General features: G+C 67.5%; 15 protein-coding genes and 1 pseudogene. 11 read left to right on the forward strand and 5 right to left on the reverse strand.

Translation table 11 applies throughout. The features are described from left to right. The first annotated feature begins 546 nt into the window (after window positions 1–546). Together FB563_RS30675 and FB563_RS30680 are read left to right on the forward strand one after the other, a co-directional pair. Entirely contained in the window at window positions 547–870 is a 324-nt protein-coding gene (locus FB563_RS30675; protein ID WP_142219091.1) for a hypothetical protein, read from the forward strand. Window positions 871–923: 53 nt separating this feature from the next. Continuing rightward, window positions 924–1,172 carry a sigma-70 family RNA polymerase sigma factor gene (locus FB563_RS30680; protein ID WP_159045509.1) on the forward strand — a complete coding sequence of 83 codons (249 nt, stop codon included), beginning with the start codon at window positions 924–926 and terminating at the stop codon, window positions 1,170–1,172. Between the two features lie 89 nt (window positions 1,173–1,261). Here the strand turns inward: FB563_RS30680 and FB563_RS30685 are convergent, their stop codons facing one another. Together FB563_RS30685 and FB563_RS30690 are read right to left on the reverse strand one after the other, a co-directional pair. Then, window positions 1,262–2,980 (reverse strand): SIR2 family protein, encoded by a 1,719-nt coding sequence (locus FB563_RS30685; protein ID WP_055706101.1) that lies wholly within the window; start codon window positions 2,978–2,980, stop codon window positions 1,262–1,264. A 150-nt stretch (window positions 2,981–3,130) separates the two neighbouring features. Next, window positions 3,131–3,460 carry a DUF6300 family protein gene (locus FB563_RS30690; RefSeq protein WP_055706102.1) on the reverse strand — a complete coding sequence of 110 codons (330 nt, stop codon included), beginning with the start codon at window positions 3,458–3,460 and terminating at the stop codon, window positions 3,131–3,133. 284 nt (window positions 3,461–3,744) lie between these two features. On the opposite strand from FB563_RS30690, the gene FB563_RS30695 reads away from it, so the two are divergent. From FB563_RS30695 to FB563_RS30725, 6 genes and pseudogenes are all read left to right on the forward strand, one after another. Continuing rightward, window positions 3,745–4,215, forward strand: coding sequence for a hypothetical protein (locus tag FB563_RS30695; RefSeq protein ID WP_055706103.1), 471 nt, complete (start codon window positions 3,745–3,747; stop codon window positions 4,213–4,215). Window positions 4,216–5,196: 981 nt separating this feature from the next. Then, entirely contained in the window at window positions 5,197–7,842 is a 2,646-nt protein-coding gene (locus tag FB563_RS30705; RefSeq protein ID WP_142219092.1) for a hypothetical protein, read from the forward strand. 162 nt (window positions 7,843–8,004) lie between these two features. Further along, a complete protein-coding gene (locus tag FB563_RS30710; RefSeq protein WP_055706106.1) occupies window positions 8,005–8,457 on the forward strand; it encodes a hypothetical protein in 453 nt (150 codons plus the stop codon). Window positions 8,458–8,462: 5 nt separating this feature from the next. Beyond that, entirely contained in the window at window positions 8,463–10,934 is a 2,472-nt protein-coding gene (locus FB563_RS30715; protein ID WP_055706107.1) for a tetratricopeptide repeat protein, read from the forward strand. Between the two features lie 54 nt (window positions 10,935–10,988). Beyond that, window positions 10,989–11,195: pseudogene (locus FB563_RS30720) on the forward strand (hypothetical protein); the annotation flags it as partial. 70 nt (window positions 11,196–11,265) lie between these two features. After that, the gene (locus FB563_RS30725) at window positions 11,266–11,781 is read left to right on the forward strand and encodes a YfbM family protein (RefSeq protein ID WP_055710354.1); all 516 of its coding nucleotides are present in this window, start codon (window positions 11,266–11,268) and stop codon (window positions 11,779–11,781) included. Between the two features lie 26 nt (window positions 11,782–11,807). On the opposite strand, the gene FB563_RS30730 is transcribed toward FB563_RS30725, so the two are convergent. After that, window positions 11,808–12,616 (reverse strand): IS5 family transposase gene (locus tag FB563_RS30730; protein WP_411573236.1). Its coding sequence is split into 2 segments (ribosomal slippage): window positions 11,808–12,259 and window positions 12,259–12,616, totalling 810 coding nucleotides; the frame shifts between segments, so codons are not numbered across the junction. 323 nt (window positions 12,617–12,939) lie between these two features. Then, window positions 12,940–13,734 carry an alpha/beta fold hydrolase gene (locus tag FB563_RS30735; RefSeq protein ID WP_055708639.1) on the reverse strand — a complete coding sequence of 265 codons (795 nt, stop codon included), beginning with the start codon at window positions 13,732–13,734 and terminating at the stop codon, window positions 12,940–12,942. A 322-nt stretch (window positions 13,735–14,056) separates the two neighbouring features. On the opposite strand from FB563_RS30735, the gene FB563_RS43570 reads away from it, so the two are divergent. The 3 genes from FB563_RS43570 to FB563_RS30750 all read left to right on the forward strand — a co-directional run bounded on the left by FB563_RS43570 (window position 14,057) and on the right by FB563_RS30750 (window position 16,258). Next, window positions 14,057–14,302: a hypothetical protein gene (locus tag FB563_RS43570; RefSeq protein WP_055708638.1), complete on the forward strand. Its 246-nt coding sequence runs from the start codon at window positions 14,057–14,059 to the stop codon at window positions 14,300–14,302. Window positions 14,303–14,489: 187 nt separating this feature from the next. Further along, a complete protein-coding gene (locus tag FB563_RS30745) occupies window positions 14,490–15,368 on the forward strand; it encodes a GNAT family N-acetyltransferase (RefSeq protein WP_079048974.1) in 879 nt (292 codons plus the stop codon). 281 nt (window positions 15,369–15,649) lie between these two features. Next, the gene (locus FB563_RS30750) at window positions 15,650–16,258 is read left to right on the forward strand and encodes a transposase family protein (protein ID WP_234357901.1); all 609 of its coding nucleotides are present in this window, start codon (window positions 15,650–15,652) and stop codon (window positions 16,256–16,258) included. Between the two features lie 298 nt (window positions 16,259–16,556). Here FB563_RS30750 and FB563_RS30755 read toward each other — a convergent pair whose 3' ends face one another. After that, entirely contained in the window at window positions 16,557–19,025 is a 2,469-nt protein-coding gene (locus FB563_RS30755; RefSeq protein WP_055708636.1) for a helix-turn-helix domain-containing protein, read from the reverse strand. Between the last annotated feature and the right edge of the window lie 70 nt (window positions 19,026–19,095).

A 19,095-nucleotide genomic window follows, 5' to 3' on the forward strand; every position in this document is an offset into this window, starting at 1 on the left:
CGTTGATCAGGAAAATCGCCCCTGGACATCGCCGCGCTGACCTCGCTGGGGCTGGAGTGGGCGGCGGCCTGACGCCGCGCTGCTGTTAACGGGTGAGCGGGGCCGCGGGTTGAAGGGGTCCACCACCTGTCTCTGGCCGGAGCGTGATGGTGGACCCCGGGTAGACGTAGGCGATACGTCCATCCCGAAGGCTTTCGGATAGCGACCCTCTTTGTGCAACTCCCCCTACGCCTCTTTTGTGATTCAGCTCACAGGCTGGTCTTCAGTGAATGTAGCGCCACGTGCGCATCAGGGTCGGGAGGATGCCGTCGAGTAACGCTTGTCGATTGACGAACCGCTAACACCTTGGCCGGAGCGGGTGGTTGGCCAATCGACCAGAGAGAAAGGGTGACGTAGGCGATCATGCGTAGTTCACGCATGCGGAGAAGCGCGGCGGGAGACGGCTCGCTGCTTCCCCCTTTGGAGGTCTCACGGGCCAAGGCTTCTGCGGCCGTTGCCGGTGTAGCTCTCGTAGAGTCTCAGTACGTTGTCTCTTACCCGCCGGCGATGAGCTACTGGCTGGTGCGCTTCGCGCCGCACGTCACAGCTTTCATCATCGTCGCAGTGGTCTGGCCCTGGTTTGTAGCGATCCGGCACCGCACATGGAGGGCAGTCAGCTCGGCCGTGTCCCGAGCGGTCAAGGCCGTGCTGACGTACTTCGTGGTCAGAGCGGATGAAATCCGGGCAGAGCGTAAGCAGTCAGCCCCCCACGGGCTCGTTCCGCCGGAGCGTCTCTCCGGCGCGGGCGGAGCCGACAGGAAGGCCAGTGGGCCCAGCCTGAAAAAGGAGAACGATGCGAGCGACCTGGCCGGTGCGGATCCAGGCACATGAGCGCTAAGGCGACGGCCCCTCAAAGAATCGAGCGCTTCCAGGACGCTCACTCGATGGTCATGGAAGTCTTTCGAGGGCCGTTCCGTGAGCACATGGCATTCATGGAGAGCAGAATTGGCCTCTACGAGGCCATTGCCCGCTTGCCCGAACGACAGTTCGACGTTGTGCTCCTCCACTACATCCTTGGCTACGACTTCGGGAAGACAGCGAAGCTCATGGGCATCCGGCAGGCCACCGTGCGGTCACTATGCAGGCACGCAAAGGAGCGGCTGGCGTTGGATCTCGGCTTGTCGGTCGAATAGCGCACCGATCGATGTAGGCGGACATACGGTCCGGAGGATATGCAGCAGTGTGGTGGTTGCCTACAGGCCGCCACCACACTGCTGCAGGCCTACCGCCTCCCCCCTGCCGTCCAGAATGCCTGGCTGAGCAGCTGATTGAGTTGGTCATCGAGTTGATGCTTGAGAGAGCACATCTGATCGGGCTCCAGCTCAGGGAACGCGGCTTGGAGGAGCGGGTGGGCCTCTGCGATCGCCTTGTCGAGCCACTCCATCGGGGCGACCGTGTAGGCGCCGAGCATGCCACTGCGGCGCGTGTACGGAATGTAGTCCACGCTGAGCTTCGCGTGAGTCTGGGTGAAAAGGCGCAGGTAGTCGAAGCGTTCCCAGGCTTCCTGGTATGCGCTCTCGCTGAGCGCGAGGTGGTCGGTGAAGACCGAACGGAGCTGCTCGTAGAGGCCCCGCGCCGTATCGTTCATCCCGAAGACGGCAGGCCCGAGCGCTACGGCCACGGGTAGAACCTCGTTGTTGTACGGGTTGTGTGTCATCGGCTGGGTGAGGACCTGCGCCAGGGGCGTCCAGCGCTCCGCTGCCAGAGCCGCGATGCCGGCGGCGTAGGTGACCATCGTGGCGGGGGCACGCTTCAACTGCAGGAGTGCCGTGTTCCCGCCTGAGCTGACGGGTGTGGCGAGTTCCTCGATGCTGCGGATCCACCATCGGTCGGTCGTGTTGTTGCCCCAGTAGGCGGCGGTGGCGACCAAGGCCAACAGCAGTTCCGATTCCGCCCGAAGGATCTCCACACGTCGGGTGTGTTCCGCGTTGGCGTCCGTGAAGCCGTCCCACGGGCCGCTGGTGTTCACCGGGAGGGCGGCGACGCGCTGGAATTCCCTGCGGATGGTGTCGTGCAAGGAGATCGCGGTGTGGCTTCCGGCAAGCGAGCGTTTCGCGGTGGCCACGGCCACAGCGACGCTGGTGGGGTGCCGGCGTTCCACGTCGGCGAGCGCCTGGGTGGCGTCGGCGACCTGGCCGAAGAAGGCGTCGGCGTCGGCCTGCACGAAGGTGCCAGCGCGGAGGTTGAGGAGATTCTTTGCTTCCGGCTTGAGGATGCCGGGGTCGGCCCAGTAGCTGGCGAAGCGGCGGGTGGTGCACCTGGCCAGGGCGTTGCGCAGGGCCAGGTCCCATTGGGCGGACCAGCCAGCGATGATCAGGCCGTAGTCGTCGAAGATCCGGTCGAGGAGTTTGTCGACCTGCGGTTGGTAGTGGTCCAGCTCGTCGGCGGTGTTGAGCATGCTGGTCGGGTTCAGGTAGTCGCCGTGGACATGCACGACCAGGCAGTTGATGGTGTGGAGCGGAGCCAGGCCGGTGATGTCGTCCGGGTGGGCAACCACCGTGGGCTCGATGCCGGCCTCGCTCAACGCAGTCTCGATCAGTCGGTCGAAGTTGGTGGTGAGGACGATCCGAACAAGTCCTGCGGAAGCGAGGCGGGCCACCGCGTGGTGGGCGGCGGTCGGCTTCTTCTTCCCCTGCTCCCGATCCGCGTCATCAGGCTCAAAGTATCCGCGCAGCAGCGCCTGACGCTCCATTTGGGTGGCCGTCAGCGTGGCCAGGAGGTCGTCGTAGGTGGCTGGCTTACCAAAGCGGTCTTGGTACCAGGCGAAGGGATCCCCGATCTCCCCGGCGGCCTCTGCGGCCGCAATCTGCTCGATCAGCTCCTTCTGGACATCCCAGGCCGACGGCAGCCCCGCAGCGAGGGAAACACCGGCACCGAGCAGGACGGCGTAACCACCTGGGGTCGCGCGCAGGGCGAACGCGAGCATCACGTGGGGTTCCACAGCAGGCCTCCAGACAGCTCAGAGTGACGGAGCGTCGGTCGTAGCGGCCTGCTCCCGAGTCCACTTTACGTCATAATGACGAGAAGTTGTCCAGTCTCTCGTGTGCGGACTCCGAAAGTCCCAAGCCTCATCAGGAGGGCGATCCAGACATCAGCCCTGTCCGCGCGGTACCAAGCGCAGGTGAGCCGGTGGGCTGGGCAGCTGCGGGGCGCGGAACCAGCCGTGGGCGTGCATGTTCTCGGTCTCCCAGTCCTCGAAGAGCTTAGGCAGCGCCTTCGGGTCGCGGTCCGGGTCTCGGTGCCACTGGATGAACGCGCGGGCGGCGGGGCTGCGGGCCGGGCAGAGTTCCATCCACACGCCGGTCATCAGCGGGCCGTGCCAGTGCAGCAGGAGCTCTGTGCCGCAGCGGGAGCAGAGCCGGGTCGGCTGCTCGTCTTCATCCCGCTCGGGGTGGATGGTTTTACCGCCGGGAGTCAGCAACGTTTGTTGGTCACCGCTGGAAACGCTCCGTCAGCGACAAGAATCATGTCGCTGAGTTCTGGGAGCGCGCCGGAACTTGCCTCCGGCCGTGGCGTGTGCTGGTCGGCTGGAGGCAAGTGATCACGGCCCCGGACTCCAGATCTCTGACCCCAGCCGCAAACTGACCGCCAGGGGGTAGGTCCGGAGCGCAGCAGGCATAACCCCGCCACCGAAGCGCCGCCGCGTACCTCGCTATCCGCCGACCCCACCACCGAAACCGACTGCCCGAGAGGACCCAACACCTGATGTCCATATGGCCTTCGATCGTTGCCGTACTCGGTACCCTCGCCGGTGCCCTGACCGCCGGACTCCTCCAACACCGTTCGGCACGCACCGCACGCGCCGAGGAGCGCGCCGACAGCCACCGCCAGGACCAACTCGGTGCCGTCACCGACTTCGCGGCCGCCCTCGACGCGCACCGCTCGGCGATGTTCCACCGGGAGCGTCTGCCCCTGACCGAGGCAGGCAGCGAGCACCAGCTGGAGGCACAGAAGAGATCCCACGAGACCCGGGCGGCAATCACCGCGCCCCACATCCGCCTTCAGGTCCTGGTCCCCGAACTGGCCGGCCCCGCCCAGCAGGCCGCGGACGCCACGTACGCGCTGCGCAAAGCCACCGACCGGACCGAGCTGGACGCCCGGCGGCAAGCTGCCAAGGAAGCATCCGTCGCCTTCATCGCCGCGGCCGCCACGCTGCTGAGCCCCAACAACCGCTGACTGAGGGCGACCACTGCCAGCCTCCTAACCGTCCGGTCGTGCCAGTCCCATACGCCCTACAACACGCGTGCGCTCCCGTGGCGAGTACTCCTGATTCTCGCCGATATCCCGGACGTCGGTGATCGTGAAGCGTTCCTGAAAGCCGCAAACAACCGTTCTTGGAGATCACCTACGCAGCGAGGGTGGAGCCGGGCAAGTTCTTCGTCGCTGACGTTGTCGAGGCTGCCGTCGAGGTTGCCGAGACGACAGAAGGAGCCGTCGGGGCGTACGACATAGCGCCAGGTGAACGACATGCAAGGCCCCCTTCGGGGCGGAGCGTCCCGCGACGGCCACGATCGCCTGCGCTCTGAGGCAGCGTCAAGGTGTCTGCACGCGCGGCCAGGGCTGCAGAGTAGCCAGCACTGAGGCGGTGGCACATACCAACAATCAACGAAGGCGACCTGCGCGCACTGCAGATGACAAGGACTGATCAGCCGACCGAGAACTAATAGACCCGCAGCTCATGGCGCCGACCGTGCAGAGGGAACTCGTCGCTCTCTCCCGACCCAGCACCCCAGACCACGAGCAGCACCAAACTGATCAAACCACCCCAACCCACCTAGACTTGATCAGAGAAAATGCTCCTGTACAAGCAGCTCGCCGACCTCGGTCTCGACTGGGCATAAGACAGGTCGTTAGATGCGGGCCAGTGCCGCAGCCCAGCGAAGAGGCCGGCAGGTGCATGTCGCCACGGCGCAGCCTCAGCGCCTCATCAATCCGCAGCCCGGTACACGCCAGCCGCGCGATCATGAACCGGTCCCTCGCCCGCTCCGCAAGAGTGATCACTGCGGCGATCCCCTGGAGCCGACGCCTGACCCTGGCCGAGCGCCCCGGCGTCCGAGGACGCCGGTGCGTTTCCGAAGCAGCGATGGCCTGCGGTAGAGAGAATGCAAGCGACCATTAGCAGTACGACGGAACCTCACGAGACGGGAGCCGGGGACGGTGGCGCAAGAGAACCTGATCTCTGGGGGCACGTTCAACGCCCCAGTCTTCATGGGGCGCGACTTCTCTTCCGTGGCCCTTGGCGCCAACGGTCAGGACCGTATGGATGTCCCCTCCGGCCAGCTGATTCACCAACTGCGAGACGCCGTCGCGTTCGAGGTGCACCCCGCCATCGACCTTCCCTCTGAGAGCGATGGCCCGGACCTGCCGCTCTACGTTGCCCGCAGCCACGACAGTGAACTGTGCGCAGTCGTTGAACGGGCCGCTGAGGGATCAAGCACGGTTGCGATGTTGGTGGGAGGATCTGCCTGCGGTAAGACGAGGGCGTGTTGGGAGGCAGTACACCAGCTTCCCGAAGAGTGGAGGTTGTGGCATCCCATTCAGCCAACGCGTCCGGGAGCGGTCCTGGATGGCATCGGGTCGGTTCAACCGCGCACGGTGGTGTGGCTGAACGAGGCCCAGCACTACCTGCTGACTCCAGGCAGCGACACTGGCGAGCGAGTCGCGTCAGCACTTCGGGAACTGCTTCGAGATCCCAACCGCGCACCGATACTGATCTTGGGAACACTCTGGCCCGAGTACTGGTCGCCCCTGACGGCCCCTCCAAACAGCGGACACCCAACTGACCCACACGCGCAGGCCAGAGCGCTGCTTACCGGCACCGGCATCGCTGTGCCCGACACCTTCGACGGGAAAGACCTCGACGCACTCGGCACCGCAGCCGACGCCGACCCGCGGCTGCAGAAGGCTCTTCGGAACGCCCAGCACGGCGAGATCACCCAGTACCTTGCCGGTGTCCCCGCACTGGTGGAGCGCTACCGGACCGCCAGTCCCGGAGCAAAAGCCTTCATCCATGCCGCAATGGACGCGCGCCGGCTCGGACACGCTGAGGGTCTCTCGCTGTCCTTCCTGGAAGAAGCCGCCATTGGGTACCTGACAGACCAACAGTTCGACAGCATCAGTGAAAACTGGCTCGAGGAGTCTCTGGCGTACCTGGCCGCTCCGACGCGCGGCGCCCGCGGTGCGCTTACTCGTATGCGGTCCCGACCTGGGCAGACGGAGCCTGGTCCCTTGTGCTACCGGCTTGCCGACTACCTTGACCAGATCGGCCAGAACGAGCGCCGCAGCCTCTGCCCACCCCAGGGGTTCTGGAATGCCGCAGTGAACCACCTTTCCGCCACCGATGATCTTCTCGCTCTTGGCAGGGCTGCCGAGGAACGCTGGCGACTGCGCCTCGCTTCCGCCCTCTACACCAAGACCGCTGCCCTTGGCCAGGTTCAGGGTCTCGCCGCTGCAGCACAGCTGCTGGACCGGGTGGGCGAGAACGCGGCAGCCCAGCAGCTATTCCAGCAAGCAGCCGAAGCCGGACACGCAGGAGCCATGGTGCGACTCGCGGAGGAACGAGCGCGGGCGGCCGACCACGAGGAGGCCGCACGCCTCTACTCAGCCGCCGCCGACGCGGGCGACGCCGCCGCTCTCGTAGCCCTCTGCCACATACGCGAAGTGGCAGGGCAGCACCAAGAGGCTGAGCGTCTCGCTGTTCAAGCCAGCCAGAGAGGAGAGCAGAAAGCCCTGGTCACTCTCGCCCGCGGCCGCAGCCGGAACCCGGACTTCCCGGCAACGGAGGAAGAGCGTCTTCTCCGTCTCGCTGGCGGGAAAGAAGTGGCACAACTGGCGCAACGTCGCCTCCGTGCAGGTGATCTCGTCGAAGCTGAACGCCTCGCCGCAGAAGCCGCACGCATGGGTTCTTCGGGGGCCCTCAGCCGCGTCGCCCGTGCGCACCGTTTGGCTGGGAATGTCAAAGCAGCCGAACAGCTGTACCGGCAGGCGATTCAGTCGGACGCTACGGTCCTGGCTGGCAGCAGGCCGTACGAGGAGCTGGCGAGGATACGAGAAGAGGCAGGCGATCTCCAGGAAGCCGAACAGCTATACCGGACCGGTGCAGAAAGGTCAGTAACCCATATCCTTCGCCTTCTTCGTGACGGCACCCCGTCCAGTGTCCGGAAGCGGCTCGCCGAGGACCTGCGCCACGCGGCCGAAGGAACAGCACTGCTCAACATGGCTCTCATGCGGGAACGTATGGGTGACGAATCCGAGGCTGAGCGCCTGCACCGATTGGCCGGCGACCGAGGTCTGAGGCAGCTCATCACGGCGAGGGACGATGCCGGTGAGTGGAGCGAAGCGGAACAGCTGGCACTTCGTGCAGCAGCCAAAGGCGATCCCGTCCCCTTGAGGAAGCTGGCCGAACGGCGTCGTAAGAACGGCGACATGGCAGCCGAGAAGCGCCTTTACCAACTCGCCGCGGATGCCGGAGACACACGCTCTCAGCGAGAACTCGGCCGTCTGCTTCACGACTCCGGGGACGACGCAGGCGCGAAGAGGGCCTTAAAGCTCGCCGTCAACGCTGGCGACCGACAAGCCCGGCATAGTCTCGCCCAGCTTTACGAAACAACCGGAGACACCCACCTAGTCGAAGACCTCGCGCGGCACGCAGCGAACGAGGGCGACGCACGCCTACTCACCAATCTCGCGCGAAGGAGGGGCCGAAGCGCCCCCGGATGGCAACAGCTACTCCGTTACGGCATGGAGCCTGATGGCAGCACATCCGCCCCATGGACGCCAGAGTCAACAACACCTTCACGTTGACCATTGCGGCGGCTCGCATGGCCGATCTCGAAGAACGCGTCCGGTCTGTCTGCGGACGCTGTCCGACCAGGACGGAATTGCCGGATCAGCGCCCGGTGCAACCGCGGCCTCTCGTAGCGTGTCCACTCCTGATGAAGTAAGAGATACCGAGGGTGGTACAGCATGGAACCGATTTCGATGGCGTTGCTCGCGGCGCTGGCAGGGGGCGCAGGTGGTGAGCTCGGACGGCAGGCCTGGGTGGGGCTGACCACGCTGGTGCGCCGCCCGTTCACACGTCGCCAGGATGACTCCGCACAGGCCCCAGCCGTCAGTTCCGGGGAGGCCGAGCTGGTCAGACTTCAGGAGGCGCCCGGCGATGTGGCGCGTGCGCAGGCGCTGAGCACCGCTTTGGCCGTGCGGGCGGCGGTGGATGCAGAGTTCTCTTCCGGCCTGCAGCAGTGGCACGAGCAGGCGAAGCTCGTGCGTACCGGCGACGGTGACGTCCACAACACGATCAGCGGCGGCACCCAGCACGGACCGGTGCTGCAGGGCCGGGACTTCTCCGGCTTGTCCTTCACCACCACCCCTCCTCCTCCGACCGCCCCCGAAGGCGAGACGCGATCGACGCGAGGCTGAGCCGCATGGCCGACGAGAACGGGAATGTGTCCAACGCAATCATCGGCGGAGTGTTCTTCCACCAGGTGCTCCAGGGCCGCGACATTACCCTGGTGCTGCCCCCAAAGGTCACGCCAGCGTTCTCCGGTCTCCCCGCCCCCTCTCCCACGTTCATCGGACGCGACGTACACGTAGAGGAGCTGCTTCACGCACTGGCCCCCCGCGAGGAGCAGCAGGCGGTGCCGCAGCCGTCACGGATAGCGGTGGCGGGCCTGGCAGGGGTCGGCAAGACCGAGCTGGTCGTCCAGGTCGCCGCACGCGCCCTGCGCGAGCCGGACTGGTTCCCCGGCGGAGTGCTGTTCGTCGACCTACTCGGTTACGATCCCGAACACCTACTCTCCCCCGAACGGGCTCTGGACGGGTTTCTGCGCGCTGTCGGCATTTCCGGCGAACACATCCCCGACAGCCTGCAGGACCTGCAACGGCTGTACCGCAGTGTGCTGGCTGCCTTCGCCCGCGAGGGTCGGCGGATCCTGGTGGTCGTCGACAACGCCTCCAGTGCCGACCAGGTAGCTCCGCTGCTGCCCGCCGACGGGATGACCGCTGTCCTGGTCACATCCCGCCACACCCTTGACATCGGCGCCCGCTTGCACGACCTGGACGTCCTCGACACCAATGCGTCCATCGCCTTGCTGCATCAGGCCCTCCTGCAGGCCCGCGGACCCGCCGACGCCCGCGTCCAGGACGCCCCGGACGCAGCCGCAGCCATCGCCGATCTGTGCGCGGGCCTGCCCCTGGCCCTGCGTATCGCCGCGGCCCTGCTCTCCGACGCCCCCACCCGCCCACTGGCCTCCCTGGCCCAAGCCCTCCGGACAGAGCACTCCCGGCTGGACCGGCTACGCCGCGAGGACCGCGCGGTGCGCGCTGCCTTCGACCTGTCCTACCAGCGCCTCAGCGACGTTTCGGCACGCCTGTTCCGCCTGTGCCCTCTCAACGCCGGTCCCGACCTGTCGACAGAGAGCGCCGCTGCTCTCGCCGACATGGATGACTACACGGCCGAGGAAATCCTCCAGGATCTGAACCGCGCGCACCTGATCGAGACCTCGGGGTCCGCATGGGGGCGATGGCGCATGCATGACCTGGTCCGCCTCTACGCCACTGACCATCTCAAGCAAGAGGGCCGCGAGAAGCAGATCGCGGCCCTCTCCCGGCTACTTGAGCGCTACCGAATCATGGCATCCGCCGCCAGCTCGCACCTGGCCCCCGATACCGGCAGTCCGCCTTCCCCGCTCTTCACCAACCGCGAGACGGCGCTGGAGTGGCTGGAGCACGAGCGGGCCAACCTGGTCGGCACTGTCACCACTGCTCACGAGACCGGGGCCGCCGCCACGGCGGCCAGCCTCGCCTTCAGCCTGGCCGCGTTCCTCGAGCAGCGCCGGTGCTTTGCCGACTGGACCGCGGTAACCGCCACCGCGCTGGCCATCCTCCAGCAGGCCGGCGATCACCAAAGTGCAGCCCGGGCCATGACCAACCTCGGCATCGCCCAACGGGAGTTGCGACAGTTCGACACAGCGGTCCTGCTCCTGCAGACGGCTGCTGATGCCTTCGCCGAGGCAGGCGACCGCCGCGCCCGAGCCATAGCGCTGGATGCACTCGGCGTCGCCCGGCGCGAGATGCGGCAGTACGACGAAAGTATCGACGCCCACACCGAAACCGCAGCCATCTTCCAGGACCTCCAGGATCTCGGTGGCCAGGCTCGGGCCCTGAACAATCTCGGCTCGGCCTGGCGGGAAATGCACCAGCCCGGCGAAGCCATCCCCGTCCTGCGCCAGGCTCTCAGCATCATGCGGACCACCGGCGACCACCGCGGCGAGGCCACGGCCTTGGTCAACCTCGGTGCCGCCCTACGGGAATCCGGGCAGTTCGACGAAGCCATCGCCCTGTACGGGGGAGCCATCCCCCGACTCCGCGAGACGCACGACCGGCACGGCGAGGCCCTGGCCCTGCACAACCGCGGCGACGCCCTGCAACACATAGAGAGATTTTCCGAGGCCATCGAGGACCACCGCCAGGCAGCAGAAATCTTCCAGAGGGCCAAGGAAAACCGCCCCCTGGCCAAGGCGCTGGCCAGCCTGGCCGGCGCCTACTCAGGGGACGAGCAGCACACGGCCGCAGCAAAGATCTCCGCTCAGGCAGTGGAGATCCAGCGGCAACTCTTGCACGCCGACCCCACGGTTAACGCACCGGAACTCGCCCGCACTCTGTGCCTGGCCGCCTGGGTCCGGCGCAACGGACAACACGACCTCGCCACCGCGCTGACCATGACGGAAGAGGGCATTGCGATCTACTGCGATCTGGGCGCCAAAGCGTCGCCCGTCCTCAGTGCCCACTTCCGCATGGCACTGGGACTCCAGGCAGACATTCTCGACCTGCTCGGCCGCCACCAGCAGGCCGACACCATCCGCCGCAAGGGCCTGCCTCCAGATAGAAGTTCGTGACCCAGCCCGCAGTCCCCAAGCAAACGTGCCTCACACCGCCAGCACCCCTAAATAATCGACATCCGAGCTGTGGACTCCGTGGCCCTGCTGGACCCCAAGGGCGCGCCGCACGACATCGTCCAGGCCATCGGCCGGGCGCTCCGCCAGGAGCCAGGACAGGGCAAGCTCGCTTCATTGATCGTGCCGGTATTCCTCCAACCGGGAGAAAAGCCGGAGGACATGTTCACCTCCGGGTCGTACCGGCCTAAGGCGTCGTTTCTTATGGCTATCGGCAGGCAGTAGGCGGATGTGACCGGAGCGATGTCAGAGTCTGCGGTTAGGGTTCGCGTCCATGGGCATCCACTGCGAGTACGTCCGTCTCTCCCCTGCTGAGCTGCAGCGGTCGTTGAGCGATCCGTCCTGGGCGCAGGAACACATCGACGAGCTGGGTGATGCCTGGGCCGAAGAGGACCCGCTTCCACCCGAGAAGGCGCCCTACTTCAGCATCGAGAAGTCGTGGCACAAGCTGCACTACCTCATTGCCGCCCACGGTGGCATGCCGGTCGATGTCATCCACGGAGGGGCTGAGCTTCCGTTGGAGGACGACATGGACTTCGGCCCCGCCAGGTATTTGAGCCCCGAGGACGTCGCCCGGGCCAGCGGCTGCCTCGCCACCACACCGTTTGACGAGTTGGCCCGACACTACGACTTGGCGGCCATGCGCAGCGCCGAGATCTACCCCCTGCCGGAATCCGAAACCGAGGTCCCCTCGGACCTGGACACCCTGCAGCACCGCTACGAGGAGCTGACCCGGTTCTTGTCCGCTGCCGCCACCGCAGGCGATGGCGTAGTCCTCATGCTGGTCTGACGCGGCTCCCAGCCTGTCTGCTCGGATCATCTGTCCAGACGGCGTTGGCAGATGAGGGCTGCGGCTATGCCGACGAAGGCGAGGAAGTGCTCGGCCTTGCGTTCGTAGCGGCGGTGCAGGCGGCGGCATCCGGCCAGCCAGGAAACCGTCCTCTCGACCACCCAGCGGTGGCGGCCCAGCCGTGTGGAGGACTCGATGCCCTTGCGCGCGATGCGGTGACGGATGCCTCGCTTGCGGAGCCATCGGCGCAGGTGGTCGTAGTCGTATCCCTTGTCGCCATGGAGCTTGGCCGGTCGCCGGCGGCGCGGGCCGCGCCGGGAGCGGATGGGCGGTATCCCACGCACGAGCGGTTCCAGGCCGAGGCTGTCGTGCATGTTGGCGCCGGAGATGCCCAGTGACAGGGGCAGACCGTTCCGGTCGGTGATCAGGTGGATTTTCGATCCGCTCTTGCCGCGGTCGGTCGGATTCGGTCCGGTCAGTGGCCCCCTTTTGCCGCCCGGACACTGACAGAGTCGATCGCGCACCGCGACCAGTCCAGTTCACCGCGGGCGCCGAGTTCGTCGAGGACGACCCGGTGGAGACGAGCCCACACCCTGGCCCGGCTCCACTGGGCGAAGCGCCGGTAGACCGTGGGCCAGGCCGGACCGAACACGGGCGGCAGTTGACGCCAAGTGCAGCCCGAGGTGGCTACAAAGATGATCGCCGCCAGAGTCTCTCGGTCACCTGCCCGCCGTCGACCCCCGCCCTGCGGACGCTTCACCTCAGTCGGTGGGACCACCCGCCGGAACAGGACCCACAACTCATCCGGCACCAACCGCTCAACCAGATCCGTCATGCACGGTTCAACGAGCGACCACACCAAAAGAAACGACCTCTAATTCGTAACACCAGCCTCTACAGGCGCTCGGCCGGCTGACCGGCCGAGCGCCTGCTCCTTTGGAAAAAGCGCCTCCGCGACGGCAAACTCCACACGCAAAGCCGTCCTCCTCGCGCACCCCGCCGCGTCAACGTCCTTCGGGCACTTGGGCGGGAGGGACACTGCTGCGAACCCCAGCCGCCCCTGCTCACTGATGCAACCGGGTGACTTCTAGCCAGTTTCACGGGGGAGTACTCGCTCAGTGCAGCGGCCGGCAGTGAGTGGACGGCTGCGGACCTGTGTCAGACCGCGGCGAGGAAGCCGCGGACCGTAGTCGCGAAGCCGGCCGGGTCGTTGGCGTATACGAAGTGGTCGGTCCCCAGCTCGACGAGGTGGGTGCCGGGGCGTCGGGTGGCCATCTGTTCTGCCTGCTCCGCCGGCAGCACGCCGCCCTTGGCGCCGCGCACCAGCAGCGCCGGGCACGTGGAGCCGGTCCAGTCGGCCCAGTGGTCGCCGTGTACTTGGTCCTCCGAGTCGTAGATGTCCTGGGGGTGGAAGTGTAGGCCCCAGGTGCCGTCCGGCCGCTCGCGGACGGCTGCCTCGAAGTGCGGTGCGAATGGGCCGAGTTGCGCGACGAACGCCTCCCGGTTGGGGGCGCTGCCCTCCGGCAGGTTCAGGACGAACGCCAGCGGATTGCTGCCGTCCAGGCCGAGTTCGGCGCATCCCTCGGCATTGATCAGCGCGGTGACACGCTCAGGGTGGCGGGCTGCGAACTGGTAGGCGTTGATCGCGCCGAGCGAGTGGCCGAGGAGGGCCGCCCGGTCCAGCCCCAGGTGATCCATGAGGGCTTTCAGGTCGGCGAGGTAGCCCTCCCGGCTGTAGTCGGCCGCCCGGTCGGACTCACCGTGGCCACGCTGATCGGGGGCTATGACCCGCCACTCCGGGGCGAGACGAGCGGCGAGCTCGGCGTACGACAGGCCCTCGGACATGTGCCCGTGCAGGGCGAGCAGCGGTCGGCCGGGGCCGCCGAAGTCCACGTAGGAAAGGATGCGGCCGTCGACGGTGAGCGCGGAGCGCTTGGTGAGGTCGGTGTCCATGGCTTCATCGTAGAGTAGATCTATACGCTCGTACAAGACGCCCGTACTAGACGCTTGTATAAATTTCGGCCTGCCGCGCACACGCCGCCATCTCTCGCATGGTGGCTGCATGGGTAGGAACGGGCGCGCCCCGGCTGCGGCTGGTTGTGGTCACGAAGGACGACATCGGACCGCGGCTGTGCCGCGGGTGCGGCGGTCCGCTGATGCCATCGGCGAAGGCGACGGCGGCGTTCTGTTCGTCGGCCTGATCGTGCCGCTACAACCACCGGTGGGCCCACCGCCGCGCGGCCGGACGGGGCGAGCACCCAAGGAGGCCGGGCTGGTGACCGAGCGGCGCGACGCCGACCGGATCCATCCTCTACGGCGTGGTGGAGGACCGGCCGGCGATCCGCGTCGGCTGGTCCTCGGCGTCGTCCGCCCGGAGCAGATCGTGCCGCGCCGCACCCGGTGGCGCCCGGTCGCGGATTCCGAGGGGACTGATCATCGCGCCGTGGCCGCGAGATACGACAAGCTCGCCGTCCGCTATGAGGCGACCGTCCTCGTCGCGGCCATCAACGAGTGGCTGTGACCACACACGCGCACCGCCTTTTCGATAACCCGTTGCCCACGAGCCAATCGGCCAGCTAGGTTCTCCCAGCCGCCTGCATGGGTGCAGGCCGGCGCTGTCGACGAGGAGGTGTCGAGCACATGCGCAGGAGTGCTCAGCAGTTGATCCCGCGTACCGACCTCAGCCACCTCCTCACGACGGAGACACCTTGTCCCTTCACATCACCCCACTGACCGACCCAGCTCACGGCCCGCACAGCCGACGCCTTGCATGGCTGGCGTCCGACGCCGATGCCAACCCTGCCGGGACGGCCTTTCTGCGCCTGTTCGATGGCGGACAAGAGCACCTGGCCGAGCTCGACCTCCGTGTTCATCCCGCAGAGCGCCGCAAGGGCGTCGGCTCCCGGCTCCTCAACACCGCCGTGGCCACCGCCCGGGACAACGCCCGACGCTGCGTTGTCGCGCAGGCAGAAGCCGGATCGCCCGGCGACCACTTCCTGGCAGCACGCGGTTTCCGGAAGGTCCTCACCTTGAGGTTCACCCGCTTGCCACTGGCTGACGTGGATACCGCCGTCCTCGCCGAGATCATCGAGCGTCCGCATCCCGGCTACCGCCTGATGTCATGGCAGGGAACCGTCCCCGACGACCTCGCCCAGACGTTCGCCGCCTCACGCCGCGCCATGGACGACATGCCCATGGACGACACCGACTACGGCACCGTGACCTGGGACGTGGACCGCGTGCGGGCCGCGGCGAAGGCCGTCGAACAGCGCGGCGACCACCTGCACACCGTCGTCGCCATCGACGCCTCCAACGGCTCGATCGCCGGGTTCACCGAACTCGTCATCCCCGGCAACGGCGCAGGTGACGGCCAGCACTACGGCACCGGTGTGCTGCCCGAGCACCGTGGACACGGCCTCGGCCGATGGATGAAGGCCGAGTCGATCCGACAAGCCCATAGGGACTATCCGGACCTCAGCGGCCTCCTGACCGACTCCGCCGACAGCAACACGCACATGAGACAGATCAACGACGGCCTCGGCTACACACCCACGCACACGACACACCAGCATCAGCTCGACCTTTAGCAGAGAGCGGACGGGCCGGCCCGGGGCATCACCCCGCCCGGCCCGTCCGCGCTTTCGATACACGCGCTAACGAGCTCGTGCACGGTAGGCGGAGAGGCGTCGAGTTCTCAATCGTCGATCATGGTCGTGTGATGTGGAACGAGTCTCGTACGGCGATCATCAGCGACCGGAGGATCACTGGCCTGTCGGCTGACGTGATCGCTGAACTCGTTGCTGAGGTAGGCCCGTTGTGGCACGAGCGACACCAGGCCAAGCTCGCGTCCAGGCCGCGGAAGCGGGCTGTGGGCGCGGGTGCAAAGCACCGGCTGATGTTCGTCGACCGGCTCCTGGCCACGCTCGTGCATCTGCGCCATGCCGTCACTCATGACGTGCTGGCCTGCTGGTTCCGTGTGGACCGCTCCACCATCACCCGTGCCATCGGCGAGGTTCGGCCACTGCTCGCCGAGCGAGGGTGCACCATCAGCCCGGGTGTGCAGCTGCGGACACTGGTCCAGGTCGTCGACCACCTCGGAACCAGCGGGACGACCGGCATCATCGACGGAACCGAGATCCGCGTCCGGCGCCCGGCCGCCGGACGCAAGGACCGGGACAAGTTCATCTCCGGCAAGAACAAGCAGAACGCTGTCAAGACCATGGTCGTCACGGACGGCGACGGCCGCGTCCTCTTCTGCAGCCCGGCTCAGTACGGCAGCTGCGCAGACATCACCCATGCACGCCAGTCAGGGCTGGTCAAGCTCCTGGCCGACGGGCCCGCGGTCGAAATCCTCGCCGATGCCGGCTACCAGGGACTGGGCGCCCAGACAGGCGGACGCGTGGTGACACCACCGCACCGCAAGTTCAAGAAGAACGCCCCCGACTGGTACGAGGAGATGCACGGAGCGGAAGACTGACGTCGTGCGCCGGCGGGTTGGGAAGGCGCGGTCAGGCTGCCGAGCCGAGTGGTCGGCCGCCCCGGCGGATGCCTCTCTCACTTCGGAGACGGGCGCGTTCCTTGCGTCCGGCCGCCAGGACTTCGACGAAGAGGGTTGTCGGCGGCGATCCCGTCGGCCCACGCGCTCACCACGGCTCCTTGCTCATCGGTAGCGGAGAACGGAGCCTGGGCCGGCCACGGAGATCCCGGGTCGGCTCCTGCGGGGCCGCCCCCGACTCGTGTGACACTGGCTTACCTGACCATCGCCCGGGTCGATGTCAGCTGAAGTTCGCCGGGCGGTAGCCCCCTTGCTCCTCGCGGTAGGTGCGGGCGAGGTGGTGCTGAAGACGGAGGTGGCGGAACTGGTGGACCGCGCCGCGCCGGCGTAAAACGCCGCGCTGGTAGGCGTCGTCGAGGAACGCCATCGCGTCCCATGGCAGTCTGCCGGTCAGGGGCAGCCAGATCCGCGACAGCAGGACCCACTGCCCCCACGCGGTGAAGGCCAGCACGTAGGCGGCCGCACCGCCCAGACCGCTCGCGGCGGCGACGGGCAGTGCGTCGGACAGGGACCAGTTCAGCGGCCCGAGCGAGCCGTGCAGCAAGAAGACGAGCACATACCCACCGACGACGACGGCCAGGGTCAGCATCGGCGCGAGGATGAGGGCCCGGCCTACGGCCGTCACGCGGTTGGAGGAGAGCAGGCCCTCCGGGGTGGCTGCTGTGGTGACATCGAGGGGGGCTTCGAGCGCGACCACGAACCCGAAGACCAGACAGGAGGAGGGGCCGAAGATCAGCCCGTACAGCAGCATGTTGGTGAGCGTGAGCCGGAGCATGGCCGACGTGGCAAGCGGCGCGTGGAAGAACAGGTGGTCCTGCAGGCTGGTGACGAGCGCCATGCCGGCGCCCACCACCAGGCCGCCCAGGAAGACAGCCCCCAAGAGGGCGGTGGTCTCGCGGCGCGGTCGGCGGCCCATGCCGCGGTAGGTGCCCGGCAGCCGCAGCCGGACGGCGGTGGGCTCGAAGGCCTTGCTCCTCTTCCAGGTGCCGACGACCGCGTAGGTGACGCCGAAGGCGAGACCGCCGGTCACGCCGACGAGGAGGCCCTCGACCAGGACCTGCGCGGGGCTGAGGGCGGTCGGTGAGGATCCCAGGAACGGCAGGGAGGCTAGGCCGACACACCAGGTGGCGACGGCGACACACAGCGCCGAGGCCAGCACGACCGCCAGGACACGCGTGGAGCGGCGCAGTGATTCGCCGAGCTGCCACCAGGCGAGGTCTTGGCGCTCGTGGTCGAACCGGACCAGGTGGTGGGCGAGGTAGCCCAGCCACCGCTGGGCCTTGTCGGGGGCCGGCGGTGTGCTGCGGGGACCGCTGTCGTCAAGCGCCTCGGGGGCGCGGTGCCGGTAGACCGCGGGGACGAATCCGGCGAGCAGGTGCTCCTCGATGGCGTGTGCGTCCGGGAACGTCGCCGTGTCCAGGAGTTCGTCCGGCCAGTGGTCGGGGGAGTCGCTGTAGAGCGTCCGCGCCAGGGCGATCATCAACGGGGTGCTCAGGGCCTCGGCGAGGTGCATGCCGCCCGGCCCCTTCGTGGTCTGTGCTGTGCTGAGTACGGCTTCCCAGGTGGCAACGGGCTCTTCCTCGCCGGAAATGCCGGAGGCCCCCGGCCGGCTGGGTGTGCCCGGCAGTGGCGGGTCGGTGCGGGGCAGGTACTCCTTGAGGTCGTCCAGGGTCAGGTCGCACAGTTCGATGCCGACGGCCGAGGCGAGTGGCGTGTGTGCCGCCTTCACGGCCTGGGCGAACTCGCCGCGGCGGCTGGTGAGGACGAGTGGTGTGGGCACGCGGTTGAGCACGTCGAGCGCGTTGCGCCGCAGCCCTTCGGCGATCTCGTCGAATCCGTCGAGGACGGGCAGGACGAGGTCGGCGTCGAGGAGGTCCGCGGCCAGCGTCTTGCCGCTGGGCACCCGGCGCGCGAGGTGCGGGTGGTCGCGCAGCAGCCTTTCGGCCAGCCAGTCGCGGAGCTGGACGGCGGTCGGGTCCCAGGAGCCGACCCCGAAGATCACCGGTACCCGCTGGGGTCCCCGCCCGGTACCCCGCGCCTCCAGCAGGTCCAGGACGAATCGGATCGCCAGGACCGATTTGCCGGATCCGGCCCGGCCGAGGACAACCAGCCGGCCCGTGCCCACTCGCCGGTAGAGATCCGCTATTTCGCCCAGGGAGCCGCTCGTGTCTGTCTCGTGTTGCGCGTCTCGGGAAGCATGGCGCCGGCTGTTCTCGGCGTGGTCGGCCAGGCCGGTCGGCACCTGCCGCCACCGCACCGGCAGCGGGTAGGGATGGTGGACCCGGCGCTGCGCCTCCTCGTGCCGCCAGCGCCGCCTGATCTCTCTGGCCAGATCGTCCGCCGCGTCGGCGAGCGGGCCATGGACGGCGCCTGAAGCGGGGGCGGTATCGGTCTCGGGTGAACGCGCGGCCGGAACGTCCGCCGCCGGCGCGTCCTGCGGCGGCATGCCCTCGCCCGGTGTCCCGGCGACGCCGCCGAGCGCCGCGGCGAGCCGCTGGCGGTCTTGGGGGCCGGCCCCGAGCGCGTCCGCCAGTAACGTCACCGTGCCGAGCCGGTGGTCGAACGGTTTGTCGTTCTCCATTCTGCGGATGGTGCTCACGCTCACCCCGGCGCGCTCCTCCAGCTCCTGCTGGGTCAGCCCCGCCTGCTTACGCAGCCGGCGCAGCAGTTCGCCGAGCGTATCCGCCACACCGTCACCTTCCGCTCCATGCCCGGACGGTCACGAGCTTACCGCGACGACCGGTCACCTATGACCGGTT

The organism is Streptomyces puniciscabiei (genome assembly GCF_006715785.1).
Taxonomy (GTDB): domain Bacteria; phylum Actinomycetota; class Actinomycetes; order Streptomycetales; family Streptomycetaceae; genus Streptomyces; species Streptomyces puniciscabiei.